The 14,312-nt window shown below is 66.4% G+C and carries 17 protein-coding genes; 16 read left to right on the forward strand and 1 reads right to left on the reverse strand.

Annotated elements, in window-relative coordinates:
- Positions 1-38 precede the first annotated feature (38 nt).
- From selO to CTR55_RS23530, 9 genes are all read left to right on the forward strand, one after another.
- The gene (gene selO / locus CTR55_RS23490) at positions 39-1,499 is read left to right on the forward strand and encodes a protein adenylyltransferase SelO (RefSeq protein ID WP_296289842.1); all 1,461 of its coding nucleotides are present in this window, start codon (positions 39-41) and stop codon (positions 1,497-1,499) included.
- A gap of 121 nt (positions 1,500-1,620) precedes the next feature.
- On the forward strand, positions 1,621-2,898 hold the full coding sequence (locus CTR55_RS23495; RefSeq protein ID WP_296289844.1) for a bifunctional O-acetylhomoserine aminocarboxypropyltransferase/cysteine synthase: 1,278 nt from the start codon (positions 1,621-1,623) through the stop codon (positions 2,896-2,898).
- A 189-nt stretch (positions 2,899-3,087) separates the two neighbouring features.
- Entirely contained in the window at positions 3,088-5,007 is a 1,920-nt protein-coding gene (locus CTR55_RS23500) for a methyl-accepting chemotaxis protein (protein WP_296289846.1), read from the forward strand.
- Between the two features lie 372 nt (positions 5,008-5,379).
- The gene (locus tag CTR55_RS23505; protein WP_296289847.1) at positions 5,380-5,700 is read left to right on the forward strand and encodes a hypothetical protein; all 321 of its coding nucleotides are present in this window, start codon (positions 5,380-5,382) and stop codon (positions 5,698-5,700) included.
- 121 nt (positions 5,701-5,821) lie between these two features.
- Positions 5,822-6,100 carry a BrnT family toxin gene (locus CTR55_RS23510; RefSeq protein ID WP_296289848.1) on the forward strand — a complete coding sequence of 93 codons (279 nt, stop codon included), beginning with the start codon at positions 5,822-5,824 and terminating at the stop codon, positions 6,098-6,100.
- On the forward strand, positions 6,078-6,326 hold the full coding sequence (locus CTR55_RS23515; RefSeq protein ID WP_296289850.1) for a BrnA antitoxin family protein: 249 nt from the start codon (positions 6,078-6,080) through the stop codon (positions 6,324-6,326). Before CTR55_RS23510 ends, CTR55_RS23515 begins: the two co-directional genes overlap by 23 nt.
- Positions 6,327-6,400: 74 nt before the next feature.
- Entirely contained in the window at positions 6,401-6,835 is a 435-nt protein-coding gene (trxC, locus tag CTR55_RS23520; RefSeq protein WP_296289852.1) for a thioredoxin TrxC, read from the forward strand.
- Positions 6,836-6,929: 94 nt separating this feature from the next.
- A complete protein-coding gene (locus tag CTR55_RS23525; RefSeq protein WP_296289854.1) occupies positions 6,930-7,373 on the forward strand; it encodes a YiiD C-terminal domain-containing protein in 444 nt (147 codons plus the stop codon).
- Positions 7,374-7,450: 77 nt separating this feature from the next.
- Positions 7,451-8,260 (forward strand): universal stress protein, encoded by an 810-nt coding sequence (locus tag CTR55_RS23530; protein ID WP_296289855.1) that lies wholly within the window; start codon positions 7,451-7,453, stop codon positions 8,258-8,260.
- A gap of 4 nt (positions 8,261-8,264) precedes the next feature.
- Here the strand turns inward: CTR55_RS23530 and CTR55_RS23535 are convergent, their stop codons facing one another.
- Entirely contained in the window at positions 8,265-9,032 is a 768-nt protein-coding gene (locus tag CTR55_RS23535; RefSeq protein WP_138213958.1) for a ParA family protein, read from the reverse strand.
- Between the two features lie 310 nt (positions 9,033-9,342).
- On the opposite strand from CTR55_RS23535, the gene CTR55_RS23540 reads away from it, so the two are divergent.
- Genes CTR55_RS23540 through CTR55_RS23570 form a run of 7 tightly spaced genes read left to right on the forward strand, consistent with a single transcriptional unit; the run spans position 9,343 to position 14,312 of the window.
- Positions 9,343-10,059: a beta-ketoacyl synthase chain length factor gene (locus CTR55_RS23540; RefSeq protein WP_296289861.1), complete on the forward strand. Its 717-nt coding sequence runs from the start codon at positions 9,343-9,345 to the stop codon at positions 10,057-10,059.
- Positions 10,035-10,847: a lysophospholipid acyltransferase family protein gene (locus tag CTR55_RS23545; protein WP_296289863.1), complete on the forward strand. Its 813-nt coding sequence runs from the start codon at positions 10,035-10,037 to the stop codon at positions 10,845-10,847. The genes CTR55_RS23540 and CTR55_RS23545 overlap by 25 nt, the downstream gene beginning before the upstream one ends.
- On the forward strand, positions 10,822-11,082 hold the full coding sequence (locus tag CTR55_RS23550) for a phosphopantetheine-binding protein (protein WP_296289865.1): 261 nt from the start codon (positions 10,822-10,824) through the stop codon (positions 11,080-11,082). The genes CTR55_RS23545 and CTR55_RS23550 overlap by 26 nt, the downstream gene beginning before the upstream one ends.
- An 11-nt stretch (positions 11,083-11,093) precedes the next feature.
- Positions 11,094-11,342 (forward strand): acyl carrier protein, encoded by a 249-nt coding sequence (locus CTR55_RS23555; RefSeq protein WP_296289867.1) that lies wholly within the window; start codon positions 11,094-11,096, stop codon positions 11,340-11,342.
- Complete coding sequence (locus CTR55_RS23560) at positions 11,339-11,884, forward strand: hypothetical protein (RefSeq protein WP_296289869.1); 546 nt, start codon at positions 11,339-11,341, stop codon at positions 11,882-11,884. Before CTR55_RS23555 ends, CTR55_RS23560 begins: the two co-directional genes overlap by 4 nt.
- Entirely contained in the window at positions 11,881-13,572 is a 1,692-nt protein-coding gene (locus CTR55_RS23565) for an AMP-binding protein (protein WP_296289871.1), read from the forward strand. The genes CTR55_RS23560 and CTR55_RS23565 overlap by 4 nt, the downstream gene beginning before the upstream one ends.
- Positions 13,569-14,312: a glycosyltransferase family 2 protein gene (locus CTR55_RS23570; protein ID WP_296289873.1), complete on the forward strand. Its 744-nt coding sequence runs from the start codon at positions 13,569-13,571 to the stop codon at positions 14,310-14,312. Before CTR55_RS23565 ends, CTR55_RS23570 begins: the two co-directional genes overlap by 4 nt.

The raw sequence follows: 14,312 nt of genomic DNA on the forward strand, positions 1-14,312 counted from the left end.
GTCCGAGCACAATGCTCGGACTTGTCCCGGAGATGCGTGTGAAAAAGCTCGACGAACTGACCTTCGATAACCGCTTCGCCCGCCTGGGCGATGTGTTTTCCACTCAGGTCCTGCCCGATCCCATCGCCGACCCGCGCCTGGTCGTCGCCAGCCCCGCCGCCATGGCCCTGCTCGACCTCGACCCGAGCGAGACGGATAACCCGCTGTTCGCGGAAATCTTCGCCGGGCACAAGCTCTGGGAAGAAGCCGACCCGCGCGCGATGGTCTACTCCGGGCACCAGTTCGGCTCCTACAACCCGCGCCTGGGCGATGGCCGCGGCCTGCTGCTGGGCGAAGTGGTCAACGAGGCCGGCGAGCACTGGGACCTTCACCTCAAGGGCGCCGGGCAGACGCCCTACTCGCGCATGGGCGATGGCCGCGCGGTGCTGCGCTCGTCGATCCGCGAATTCCTCGCCAGCGAATACCTCGCCGCTCTCGGCATCCCCAGCAGCCGCGCGCTGTGCGTCACCGGGTCCAGCACCACGGTGTGGCGCGAGTCGAAGGAAACCGGCGCCATGCTGCTGCGCCTGGCGCCCAGCCACGTGCGCTTCGGCCACTTCGAATACTTCTACTACACCCAGCAGGAAGACCAACTGCGCACCCTCGGCGCGTTCGTCCTCCAGTCGTACTTCCCGCAGTGCCTGGACGACGAGAAGCCCTACCTGGCGTTCTTCCGCGAAGTGGTCGAGCGCAACGCCGAGATGATTGCTTACTGGCAGGCCTACGGCTTCTGCCACGGCGTGATGAACACCGACAACATGTCGATCCTCGGCATCACCTTCGACTACGGCCCCTACGCCTTCCTCGACGACTTCGACGCCAACCACATCTGCAACCACTCCGACGACAGCGGCCGCTACTCCTTCAGCAACCAGGTGCCCATCGCCCACTGGAACCTCGCCGCACTGGGCCAGGCGCTGACGCCCTTCGTCGAAGTGGACGACCTGCGCGCCTCCCTCGACCTGTTCCTGCCGCTCTACCAGGCCAGCTACCTGGACCTGATGCGCCGCCGCCTCGGTCTCACCACCGCCGAAGACGGCGACCTGGAGTTGGTGCAGCGCCTGCTGCAGACCATGCAGAAGGGCGCGGTGGACTACTCGCTGTTCTTCCGTCGCCTCGGCGAACAGGCACCCGAGCAGGCGCTGGCGGTGGTCCGCGAAGACTTCGTCGACCTCGCCGGTTTCGACGCCTGGGCCGCCGACTACCAGGCCCGTGCCGAACGCGAAGGCGGTGGCCAGGACGAACGCCGCACGCGCATGCACGCGGTCAACCCGCTCTACATGCTGCGCAACTATCTGGCCCAGGAAGCCATCACGGCCGCCGAACAGGGCGACTTCAGCGTGGTGCGCCGCCTGCATGAAGTGCTCAGCAAGCCCTTCGAGGAACAGCCCGGCGCCGAAGCCTTCACCCGCCGCCCGCCGGACTGGGGCCGGCATCTGGAGATCAGTTGCTCGTCCTGAGCCAGTTATAAGCTCAGCGAAAAGCGATCTAGCGGCGCTTCGGCGGAGTTGCTCCCGGTCATTGACCGGGGGCGGCACCGCTCGCATCCTCGGGGCTTTCTGCCACAAGGACGCTCGAACAATGAAACCGGAAACCCTGGCCATCCATGCCGGCTACAGCCCCGACCCGACCACCAAGGCCGTGGCCGTGCCGATCTACCAGACCAGCTCCTACGCCTTCGACGACACCCAGCACGGTGCCGACCTGTTCGACCTGAAGGTCGCCGGCAACATCTACACGCGCATCATGAACCCCACCAACGCGGTGCTGGAGGAGCGCGTGGCCGCACTGGAAGGCGGCGTCGCGGCGCTGGCCGTGGCTTCCGGCATGGCTGCCATCACCTACGCCATCCAGACCGTCGCCGAAGCCGGCGACAACATCGTCTCGGTGGCCAAGCTCTACGGCGGCACCTACAACCTGTTCGCCCACACCCTGCCGCGCTTCGGCATCCAGACACGCTTCGCCGCCCACGACGACATCGCCGCCCTCGAAGCGCTGATCGACGACCGCACCAAGGCAGTATTCTGCGAATCCATCGGCAACCCGGCGGGCAACATCGTCGATCTGCAAGCCCTGGCCGACGCCGCGCACCGCCACGGCGTGCCGCTGATCGTCGACAACACCGTCGCCACGCCGATCCTCTGCCGCCCGTTCGAGCACGGCGCGGACGTCGTCGTGCACTCGCTGACCAAGTACATCGGCGGCCACGGCACCAGCATCGGCGGCATCGTCGTCGACTCCGGCAAATTCCCCTGGGCCGACAACAAAGAGCGCTTCCCGCTGCTCAACACCCCGGATGCGTCCTACCACGGCGTCACCTACACCGAAGCCTTCGGCCCCGCCGCCTTCATCGGTCGCTGCCGCGTCGTGCCGCTGCGCAACACTGGCGCTGCGCTCTCACCGTTCAACGCCTTCCTCATCCTGCAGGGCCTGGAAACCCTGGCGCTGCGCATGGAGCGCCACTGCGAGAACGCGGTGAAAGTCGCCCAGTACCTGCAAGACCACCCGCAAGTCAGCTGGGTGAAATACGCAGGCCTGGCCGACCACCCCGAGCAGGAACTGGCGCTGCGCTACATGGGCGGCAAACCCGCATCGATCCTCTCCTTCGGCATCAAGGGCGGGCAGGAAGCCGGCGCGCGTTTCATCGACGCGCTCAAGCTGGTGGTACGCCTGGTGAACATCGGCGACGCCAAGTCCCTGGCCTGCCACCCGGCCTCCACCACCCACCGCCAGCTCAACGACGAAGAACTGGAGAAGGCCGGCGTGCCGCGCGACATGGTGCGCCTGTCCATCGGCATCGAGCACATCGACGACATCCTCGCCGACCTCGCCCAGGCGCTGGACGCGGCCAAGGCCTGACGTCACCTCAAGCTTTCCCCGACCGAACCGCCGGCCCGCTGTGCAGCAGGCCGGCGGTTTTTTTCGCCCCAACCATACGGATCTGCCAAACGCGGCCGATAGCGACTGAGCGCGGTACGCCCGCCTGGCCCCCAACAAGAACAATCTCCGAACGGCCTGACTTCACACAACCTTTCCTGGAGATCGTCAATGAACCGCTGGATTTCCAACTTGAGCGTCAACCTCAAGTTGGCCCTGGGCTTCGGCCTGGTCCTCGCCTTCACCGCCATCCTCGCCATCGTCAGTTGGGTCGGCCTGGGCTCGCTGATCGACCGCAGCAACTGGATGAGCGACATCACCGAGCTGAACTCGCGCCTCACCAAGCTGCGCATCACTCGCCTGCAATACATGATCGCCGACGGCGCCGAGCAGGAAGCCGCCAGCGTCATGCGCAGCCTGGCCGACTTCAAGGCGCAGCAGCAGAAACTCCGCGCCTCCTTCGTCAGCCCCGACAACGTGCGCATGCTCGACCAACTGGGCGGCATCATCGCTGATTATGAAAAGTCCCTGGCCGCCATGCGCGCCGGCTACCAGAGCGCCGGCAACACCCGCCGCGTGCTGCAGGACAACGCCGCCCGTGCCGCCGAACTGACCGCGAAGATCCAGGAAGACATCCTCAAGGCCCCGGCCGACGAAGAGCGCGCCGCCCGCTTCCAGGCCATCACCGGCACCCACGAGGACCTGCTGCAAGCCCGTTACGATGTACGCGACTACCTCGCCACGGCCCTCACCAGCAACGGCGACGGTGTGACCCGCGGCCTCGACCAAAGCATCGCCGGCTTGCCGGCGCTGGAAAACGTGCTCGGCGTCGCCCAAGCGCAGTACGTCCAGCAGCTCGGCAGCGCCCTGCGCACCTACCGCGACGCCGTGGTCGCGCTGCGCCAGAACATGGCCGCCATCGTCCAGGCCCGCAAGGAAATGACCACCCAGGGCCAGGACATCGTCAAGGTCAGCGAAAATCTCTACCAATTGCAGCTTGACCGCCGCGACATCGAAAGCGCCCGCGCCCGCAGCCTGCAGACCCTGTTCACCCTGCTCGCGCTGGTGCTCGGCGGCATCGCCGCGCTGGTCATCACCCGCCAGATCACCCGCCCGCTGCACGAGACCATGGCCGTGGTCGACCGCATCGCCGCCGGCGACCTGTCGCAGACTCTGCAGGTCAGCCGTCGCGACGAACTGGGTCGCCTGCAGCAGAGCATGCAGCGCATGAGCCAGAGCCTGCGCGAGCTGATCGGTGGCATCCGCGATGGCGTCACGCAGATTGCCAGCGCGGCCGAGGAACTCTCCGCCGTCACCGAGCAGACCAGCGCCGGCGCCAACACCCAGAAGGTCGAGACCGACCAGGTCGCCACCGCCATGCACGAGATGTCCGCCACCGTGCAGGAAGTCGCGCGTAACGCCGAGCAGGCCTCCCAGGCGGCCTCCGCCGCCGACCACCAGGCCCAGGACGGCGACCGCGTGGTGAACAAGGCCGTGGAGCAGATCGAGCGCCTGGCCGAGGAAGTCGAACGCTCCGCCGAAGCCATGCAGCGCCTGGAACAGGAAAGCGAGAAGATCGGCAAGGTCATGGACGTGATCAAGTCGGTGGCCGAGCAGACCAACCTGCTGGCCCTCAACGCCGCCATCGAAGCCGCCCGCGCGGGCGAGGCCGGGCGCGGATTCGCCGTGGTCGCCGACGAAGTACGCGGCCTGGCCCAGCGCACCCAGCAGTCCACCGAAGAGATCGAAGCCCTGGTCGCCGGCCTGCAGAGCGGCACCCGCCAGGTCTCCAGCGTCATGCTCGGCAGCCGCGAACTCACCGCCAGCAGCGTCGCCCTGAGCCGCCAGGCCGGCGATTCCCTCGGCGAGATCACCCGCACCGTCTCCAACATCCAGGCGATGAACCAGCAGATCGCCACCGCCGCCGAAGAGCAGAGCGCCGTGGCCGAGGAAATCAGCCGCAGCGTGGTCAACGTCCGCGACGTCTCCGAACAGACCGCCTCCGCCAACCAGGAAGTCGCCGCCTCCAGTGTCGAACTGGCTCGTTTGGGCGGGCAGTTGCAGACATTGGTCAGCCACTTCCGCATATAACCCGCCGGCGGCCTCCAGCGCTCAGCGCTGGGCTTTTCGTAGGAGCGAGCTCGCGAACCCGCCTGACGCCAGCGTCAGGCGGGACTACATCTCTTTCACGCCGCCCTACCCCGCCCTCACCCGACTTTTCGCAAGCTCCTGCCAGACGCGGTGGATTCCCCTTCCTGCCGGGTTCTCGCTCGTCTCGAATCCGTAGAATGACGACATCTTCCAGCGCATAAACAGCACGTTGCAGGAATTTTCCTGCATGTTCAACGCAAAGGAAGATTGTGATCCAGAACTGCCGAACGGCGCGGATCAAAAGACGCGAGCCCCCGGTGCTACCAACACCGAAGGCCCGCTAACCACAATCAGCTGACTAAGGAACTGACCATGGCTATCACCGATGGTAAAACACCCGCACACCCGGAAACAGGCCGCTTCCTACCGCTGGGAACCGACTCACAACACCACGCCCATCCCCGCAACGCCACTCTCTACCTACGCACCGACGCCCCCGCCGACGAACTCTACAACGCCGCCGAAGACCGCCTGAGCGCCGTCATCGACCTGCTCGGCATCCTCTCGCTCTCCACCCTCGACGCCCAGCCGCTGCGCAACGTCCTGCAAATCAGCCGATCCCTCCTGCTGCTGGCCTCCGATGCTCATTCGCTTTACCAGGCGGACCGTGAGCAACGCGACGCACAACGCTAGAACCTGCCTGGCCAAGCCCTCGGCGGAAGCCGAGAGCTCCAGCATCAGGAGCCGCACCACTCATCATGCGACACGACCGTCAAAACTTTTTGTATGTACAAACGTCAATACGGAGAGCACCATGCTATTCGAGTGGGACGAAGCCAAGAACCAGGCCAACATCCGCAAGCACGGGATCGACTTCAACGACGTGATGGAGCTGTTCCAGCAGCCCTACCTCGCGCAACGCGATGATCGCGAGGACTACGCCGAGGAACGCTGGATCAGCCTCGGCAGGATCAGGTCGCTGATAGGAGTGGTCGTGAGCACCGAACGAGAAGGGGATGTCATCCGCATCATCTCCGCCCGAAAAGCCACCAGACGGGAGGCCAGACACTATGTCCAAACCATCGAAAACTGATTTCGAACGCCTGAGCAAACTGAAGGACAAGGACATCGACACCAGCGATATCCCTGAGCTGGGCGAGGACTTCTTCAAGAACGCCGAGCTCCATGTGCCGGCCAAGCAGGCCGTCACCATCCGCCTGGACTCGGACGTACTGGAGTGGTTCAAGAGCCAGGGCGCGGGCTACCAGACACGGATCAACCAGCTTCTGCGGCAGTACATGCAGGCCCACCGTAACTGACCTTCGTCGCAGGGCACAGTTGATAATCTCCGGATCGCCACCACCTAGCTCCCCATAGCCCGAGGAGCCCTGTCATGTCCGATTCCCTGATCATCCCCTGCCCCAACTGCAACGGCCTGAACCGCGTGCCCGCCGCGCGGCTCGCCGATTCGCCCAGTTGCGGGCGCTGCCAGTCGCCGATCGTGCTGGCTACACCGTTCGACCTCGATGAGACCGGCTTCGCCGCCCAGGCCAAGGGCGACTTGCCGTTGCTGGTGGACGTGTGGGCCGACTGGTGCGGGCCGTGCAAGGGATTTGCGCCGGTGTTCGAGCAGGCCGCCGCGCGGCTGTCGGGCAAGGTGCGCCTGGCCAAGCTGGACAGCGACGCCAACCCGAACCTCTCCACGCGCCTGGGGATTCGTTCCATCCCCAGCCTGATCCTGCTGCGCAACGGCCAGGAAGTGGCGCGCCAGAGCGGTGCGATGCCGCTGCCGCAGTTGCTCGACTGGCTGTCCCGCCAGGGCATCTGAGGGCGAGCGTTTCGGTCAATCCGCGCGGTCATTGCCAGGCCGCGCGGTGCGGCTAGGCTTGGGAGCACACCCGTCGGCGAATCGGAGCGCGCCCATGCGACATAACCTGGAATTCATCCGCCAACTCACCGAAGAGCACATTGCCTTCGTCAAACGCACCGGCCTCAAGGCCGAGGTGCTGGAGCCCGGCCATGTGCGCCTGCGCATGCCGCTCAAGGGCAATGAGAACCACCTCCGCAACATGTACGCCGGCGCACTGTTCACCGTGGCCGAGCTGCCCGGTGGCGTGCTGATGCTGACCAGCTTCGACGCGCGGCGCTTCTACCCCATCGTCAAGGAAGCCGGCCTGCGCTTCCTCCGCCCCGCTGCCAGCGACGTGATCGTGGATGCGCGGCTCAGCGAGGAAGACATCCAGCGCATCGGCGAGGAAGCGACCCACAACGGCAAGTCGGAATTCGTGCTGGACCTGCAACTGAAGGACGAAGAAGGCAACGTCGTCGCCGAAAGCCACGCCATCTATCAGCTGCGCAGCCGCTGAAGACGGGCCATTGCCCTGTATCAAGGTGAAATTTCCTACGTGGCGCGACAGTAGAAGCGCCACAAAGGAAGCCCGCCATGTACAGGAACCTGCTCGTCGCCCACGACCTCAGCGTCGAGGCGGATACCGCCGTGCGCCGCACGGCCCAACTGGCCCGCCAACATGGCGCCAGCGTCACACTGCTGCACGTCATCGAGGAATACTTTCCCGACCGCATGATGGCCACGGTGCGCGAAGCCGCCGAAGTGGCCCTACGCGACGCCGCACGCGCCAATGACATCACCGACTACCAGCTGGTGATCCGCCAGGGTCGCGCGGCGAATACCGTGACCGAGACGGTTCAGGAACTGAACGCTGACCTGCTGGTGATCGGCGCGCACCACCAGCAATTGCTGGAACGCTTCGACGGCACCACCCTGGAGCGTATCGCCCGGCATTGCCGCGCACCGATCCTGCTGGCCGTGGAAGAGTCCGCCACGCCTTACACCAGAGCCCTCGTCGGTCTGGACCTGTCGCACTGCTCCTGCCAGGCCTGGCGCGCCGGCTACCGTCTGCTGGCCGCCGATGCCGAGTTGCTGGCGCTCAATGCTTACCAACCCGGCAAGAAGGCCGACCGCGCCGACAGCCACCTGGAAACCCAGCGCGAACTGTTGCGCCAGGCGCTGCAGGATGAACGTGCGCAGGTACCGGCCAGCGGGCCGCAGTTACTCTGCGCGGTGCAGCAGGGCACGCCCCAGCAGGCACTGGAGACGGCATTGCGGGAGTGGACACCCAACCTGCTGGTGCTCGGCAGCCGCAGCCGCGGCGCCATCGAACAGGCCATGCTGGGCAGCTCGACGCGCTATTTCCTGCGCCGGCCGCCCTGCGATGTGCTGATCAGCCAGTAACCGCTCAGGCTTCCAGCAGGTTGTGCAGTTCGACGAACTGCTGGGTCAGCTTGTGCCGGGGCTCCAGGAAGATCAGCGGGGTGCAGGCCTGGTGCGACTCGCGCATCTTCACCGAGCTCATCAGGTACACCGGCAGTACCGGCAGCTCCTCTTCCACCAGTTCGTCGAGCAGTTGCTGCGGCAGGGTCGCGCGCGGCTGGAACTGGTTGACCACGATGCCTTCGACTTCCAGGTCCTCGTTGTGGTCTTCCTTCAATTCTTCGATCTCCTGCAGCAGGCCGTACAGTGCCTGGCGCGAGAAACTGTCGCAGTCAAAGGGGATCAGGCAGCGATCGGCGGCGATCAGCGCGGAAACCGTGTAGAAGTTCAGCGCCGGCGGCGTATCCAGGTAGATCCGGTCGTAGTCTTCGGAGAGCTCGTCCAGCAGTTTGCGCAGCTTGTTGATCTTGTGCTTCTGCTCGAGCTTGGGCTGCAGGTCCGCCAGCTCAGGGCTGGCGGTGACGATGTGCAGGTTGTCGAAGGGCGTCTCGTAGATGTCCACCTTGCCCTTGCGACTGAAAGGCCCGGACGACAGGGTCTGCTTGAAGAAGTCGGCGATGCCCACCGGCAGGTCCTCGCCGGTCAGGCCGGTGAGGTAGTGGGTGGAGTTGGCCTGGGCGTCCAGGTCCACCAGCAACGTGCGGTAGCCCTCCGCCGCGCTCACCGCCGCCAGGTTGCAGGCGATGCTCGACTTGCCGACTCCGCCCTTCTGATTGAACACCACGCGCCGCATGAGCCATCCCTCCAGGAACCATTCAAGACCTCGGGATTCTATGCAAAGCCCATGACAAGGGCGAGCACACTTCGCCCTTCATTCGGGATACCGCTCGGCGGCTACAACCGATTCATTCGAGCGCCGTAACAGACACGACGGTAAATTGAGAACCTTCCTAAGCCTTTGTAAGCAATAGTTTGCTTGACATCAGCGTGACCGGGATAATGCCGGCATTGCGCCATGGCACGTGTCGACGAAGCTCTTGGTGGACCAGGGAAGACCCATTAGCCGACAGGAACGCCCCCAAGGGCCCACAAGAGCTCGCAGCGTGATTCAATTCGATATCGACCAGTGGAGTGCCTGGGCGCCGGGCCTGCCCACGATCGCCGACTGGCAGGGCTGGGCCAGCGAAGCGCGCTCGCCTGACGCCGACGCCCAGCCGGATGTCGCCTTCCTTCCCGCCATGCAACGCCGTCGCCTCAGCCCCCTGGCGCGTATGGTGTTCAGTGTCGCCTGGCCACTGGCCGACGGGCGGCCGCCGATGCCTCTGATCTTCGTCTCCCGCCACGGCGAAACCGGCCGCAGCCTGGAACTGCTGCGCGAACTGGCCGTCGAACAACCATTGTCCCCGACCCAGTTCAGCCTCTCCGTGCACAACGCGGTGATTGGCCTATGGTCGATCCTGCGACAGGACAGCAGTGAAATGTCGGCAATCGCCGGCGAACGCGACGGCCTGGAGCACGGCTTGCTGGAAGCCGCCACACTGCTCGCCGAAGGCGCGCCGGAAGTCCTGCTGGTGGTGGCCGAAGAGACGCCGCCCGAACTCTATGCGTCGTGGATCGACGATGTGCCCTTCTCCTACGCCGTGGCCCTGCGCCTGACGCGCGGCAGCGATTGGAGCCTGAGTCTTGCGGAAAACCGCGCACAGCTGGACGCGCCGCAATACCCCAACGCCCTGAACCTGGTGCGCGCGCTCGTCGAGCCCACCAGCCTGATCCATCACCCCTGGAAGAAGCGTCTATGGACCTGGCAACGCAACCACTGAGCAAGCGCGCCGACGCTTGGCTGTGGCGCCTGTTCGCCACCGGCCTGTGCTTCGCCCTGTTCGGTATCGGCGGCCTGCTGCTGCGCGTGCTGGTGTTCCCGCTGCTGGCCCTGCTGCCCGGCGATGCCCTGCGCCGCCGCACCCGCGCACGCCAGACGGTGAGCCGGCTGTTCTGGCTGTTCGTGCAGATCATGCAGCGCAGCGGCGTGCTCACCTATGAGGTAGAGGGCATCGAGCGCCTGGGCCGACCGGGACAAATGGTGATCGCCAACCACCCCTCGCTGATCGACGTGGTCTTCCTCATCGGCCTGATCCGCGACGCCAACTGCGTGGTCAAGCAGAGCCTGTTCGCCAACCCCTTCACCCGCGGCCCGGTGACGGCGGCGCAGTACATCAGCAACAACGGCAGCATGGACATGTTCGATGAGGCCGTGGACGCGTTGCAGCAGGGCCAGACCCTGATCGTCTTCCCCGAGGGCACCCGCACCACGCCGGGCAAGACCCCCGAATTCCATCGCGGCGCGGCGTCCATTGCCCTGCGCGGCGCCAGCGCGATCACCCCGGTGACCATCACCGTCACCCCGACCACCCTGACCAAGGCCGAGCCCTGGTACAGCATTCCCGCCCGCCGCGTGCATTTCCGCCTGCGCGTGGGCGAGGACATCGATCCACGCCATTTCGCCAGCCAGGGCCCCGCCCCGGCGGCCTCACGCCGGCTCAATGCCTTTCTGCACCAGCATTTCACCAAGGAGCTCGCAAGAGATGAGCGATCTGCAACTGGAGATTAAACAGCTGATCATCGACGCCCTCGGGCTCGAAGATATCGGCCCTGATGACATTGGCGCGCAGGACGCGCTGTTCGGCGACGGCCTCGGCCTGGATTCGGTGGACGCCCTGGAACTGGGCCTGGCCATCCAGAAACGCTACGGCATCAAGATCGACGCCGATGCCAAGGACACCCGCCAGCACTTCGCCAACGTGGCGAGCCTGGCGGCCTTCGTGACCGCCCAGAAAGCCGCCTGAGAACGCCGACCATGCAAACCCGTGAGGACATCTTCAACACCCTGCGCGACGCCCTGGTCGAACTGTTCGAGCTGGAGCCGGAGCAGATCAGCCTCGACGCCAACCTGTACGAAGACCTGGAAATCGACAGCATCGACGCCGTCGACCTGATCGACCACCTCAAGCGCCACACCGGCAAGAAAATCGCCGCCGAGGAATTCAAGTCGGTGCGCACCGTCGGTGATGTGGTCGAAGCGGTCTATCGCCTGGCCAACCCATGACCCGCCTGGTCGGGCTCGGCCTCCTGCTGGCCGGGTTGCTCTACCCGTTCGCGATCTACTTCGGCATCGATCACCTGTCGCCGAAGTTCTTCGCGTTGCTGCTGGGCGGCTTGTGGTTCGCCCGCAGCCTGGGCAGCGGGCAACGCCCCGGCCAACGCTGGATGGCGCTGGCCGCCGTGGCGTTCTGCATCGTGCTGTGGCTGTCCGACGAACCGCATCTGCTGCGCTGGTACCCGGTGCTGATCAGCGCGGGCCTGCTCTGCCTGTTCGCCCTCAGCCTGAAATTCGGCCCGCCGCTGGTGGAACGCCTGGCGCGCCTGCGCGAGCCGGAGCTACCGCCCCACGCAGTGCGCTATACACGCCGGGTCACCCAGGTCTGGGTGCTGTTTTTTCTCGGTAACGGCCTGATCGCCGCGGCCCTTACGCTATGGGCGCCGCTGGCCTGGTGGACGCTGTACAACGGCCTGATTTCCTACCTGCTGATGGGCGTGCTGTTCGCCGTCGAGTGGCTGGTGCGGCAACGGGTCAGAGGTCAAGGATGAAACCGATCGCCCTCGCCCGGCTGCTGCTGGAGTTGCCCGCCGGGCGTCCGCTGGCGCTGGAACCAATGCTGCTCGCCGACGACTTCGTGCAGCGCGCCTGTACCGTTGCCGGCGCCTTGCGCCAGCGCAACGCCCAGCGCGTGGCGATCCACCTGGAAGACGCCGCCGAACTGGCCATCGCCCTCTACGCCGCCTGGCTGGCGGGCGCCGAAGCCGTGCTACCGGCGGACAACCTCACCCACAGCCGCGAGCGCCTGGCCTCGCAGATCGACGCCTGGATCGGCGACCAGCCCGGCGACCTGCTGCTGGCCGACCTGAGCGGCCCGCCGCTGCCTGCGGCTCCTCTTGCACCTGAAGAGCTGGACCTCGACGCCTGCCGCCTGGTGCTCAGCACCTCCGGCTCCACTGGCGAACCCAAGCTGATCGGCAAGTCGCTGCGCCAACTGAGCAACGAAGTGCAGGTGCTGGAGAACCTCTGGGGCGCCGAACTGGGCGAGGCGCGCATCCTCGGCAGTGTCGCCGCGCAGCACATCTACGGCCTGCTGTTCCGCGTGCTCTGGCCGCTGTCCGCCGGGCGCGCCTTCCTCCGTCGGCAGATTGCCTTCCCCGAAGACCTGCAACGCCTGAGCCTCGACCAGCCGCGCTTCGCCTGGGTCGGCAGCCCGGCGCTGCTCAAGCGCATGGGCGACAACCTCGACTGGCCGGCGCTGCGCCCGGTGGTGCGGGTGTTCTCCTCCGGCGGCCCGCTGCCGGCCGAAGCCGGCGAACGGCTGCACGAACGCCTCGGCCAGGCCCCCACGGAAATCTACGGCAGCTCCGAGACCGGCGGCATCGCCTGGCGTCAGGGCGGCCAGCTCTGGCAGCCATTCGACGGCGTGAGCCTGAGCCAGGACGAGCACGGCGCGCTGCGCATCGAATCGACCTACCTGCCGCCCGGCGAAACCGAGCAGACCGCCGACGCCGCGCGCCTGTGCGCCGACGGCCGCTTCGAGCTGCTCGGCCGGCTGGACCGCATCGTCAAACTGGAAGAAAAACGCATTTCCCTGCCGCAACTGGAAGCGGCGCTGGCCAAGCACCCCTTCGTCAGCGAAGCGCGCCTGGGCGTGGTCCAGGAGAATCGCGCCAGCCTCGGCGCGCTGGTCGCCCTGAGCGACGCCGGCCTGCATGAGCTGCGCAACGGCGGCCGCCGCGCGCTGACCCAGCGTCTGCGCGAACACCTCGCCGACCACTGCGAAGCCCTCGCCCTGCCGCGCCGCTGGCGCCTGCTACGGCGCCTGCCGGGCAACGCCCAGGGCAAGCTGGCGCAAAGCCTGGTGGACGAGTTGCTGCACGCGCCACGCAGCCTCGCCCCCGAAGTCCTGGCGCGCCGCGAGACGGAAGGCGAACAGCACTTCCAGCTGGAAATCCCCCCGGACCTCGCCTGCTTCCCCGGCCATTTCCCCAAGGCCCCCGTGCTGCCGGGCGTGGTGCAGGTGCAGTGGGCACAGCAGCTGGGCCGCCAGGTATTCGACCTGCCGCCGCGCTTCGGCGGCATGGAAGTGCTGAAGTTCCAGCAGTTGCTGCGACCGGGCGATACCTGCCAGTTGGCTCTGCGCTGGGACGCCGCGCGCGGCAAGCTGTACTTCGCCTTCACCCGTGGCGGGGCGGCCTGCTCCTCCGGGCGTATCCTCCTCGGAACAGACACATGAACACGCGCCCCTGCGCGGTCATCCCGGTGTACAACCACGAGCACGCGCTGCCCCAGGTGGTCGCCGAACTGCTCGCCGCCGGGCTGCCCTGCGTACTGGTCGACGACGCCTCCAGCCGCGAGTGCGCGGCGGTGATGGACCAGCTCGCCGCAGGCCGCGACACGTACCTGGTGCGCCTGCCGGTGAACCAGGGCAAGGGCGGCGCGGTGATGGCCGGCCTGCGCGAGGCCGCGCGCCTGGGCTTCAGCCATGCGCTGCAGGTGGACGCCGACGGCCAGCATGACCTGGGCGATGTACAGCGCTTCCTCGGCACATCCCGCGAGCACCCCGAGGCGCTGGTCTGCGGCTACCCGCAGTACGACGAGAGCGTGCCCAAGGGCCGTCTCTATGCGCGCTACCTGACCCACGTCTGGGTGTGGATCAACAGCCTGTCGCTGTCGATCCGCGACGGCATGTGCGGCTTCCGCGTCTACCCGCTCACCGCCACGCTGAAGCTGATCGACAGCACCACGCTGGGCAAGCGCATGGACTTCGACCCGGAAATCCTCGTCCGCCTGGCCTGGCGCAACCAGCCGATGCAGTGGCTGCCGACGAAGGTGCATTACCCGCTGGACGGCCTCTCGCACTTCCGCCTGTTCCACGACAACGCGCTGATCTCCTCCATGCACGCCCGGCTGTTCTTCGGCATGCTCTGGCGCTCCCCGGCGATCCTCTGGCGCCGCCTGCGGAGCGCCGCGTGA

This window comes from Pseudomonas sp., assembly GCF_002796985.1.
Classification (GTDB): Bacteria; Pseudomonadota; Gammaproteobacteria; order Pseudomonadales; family Pseudomonadaceae; genus Pseudomonas.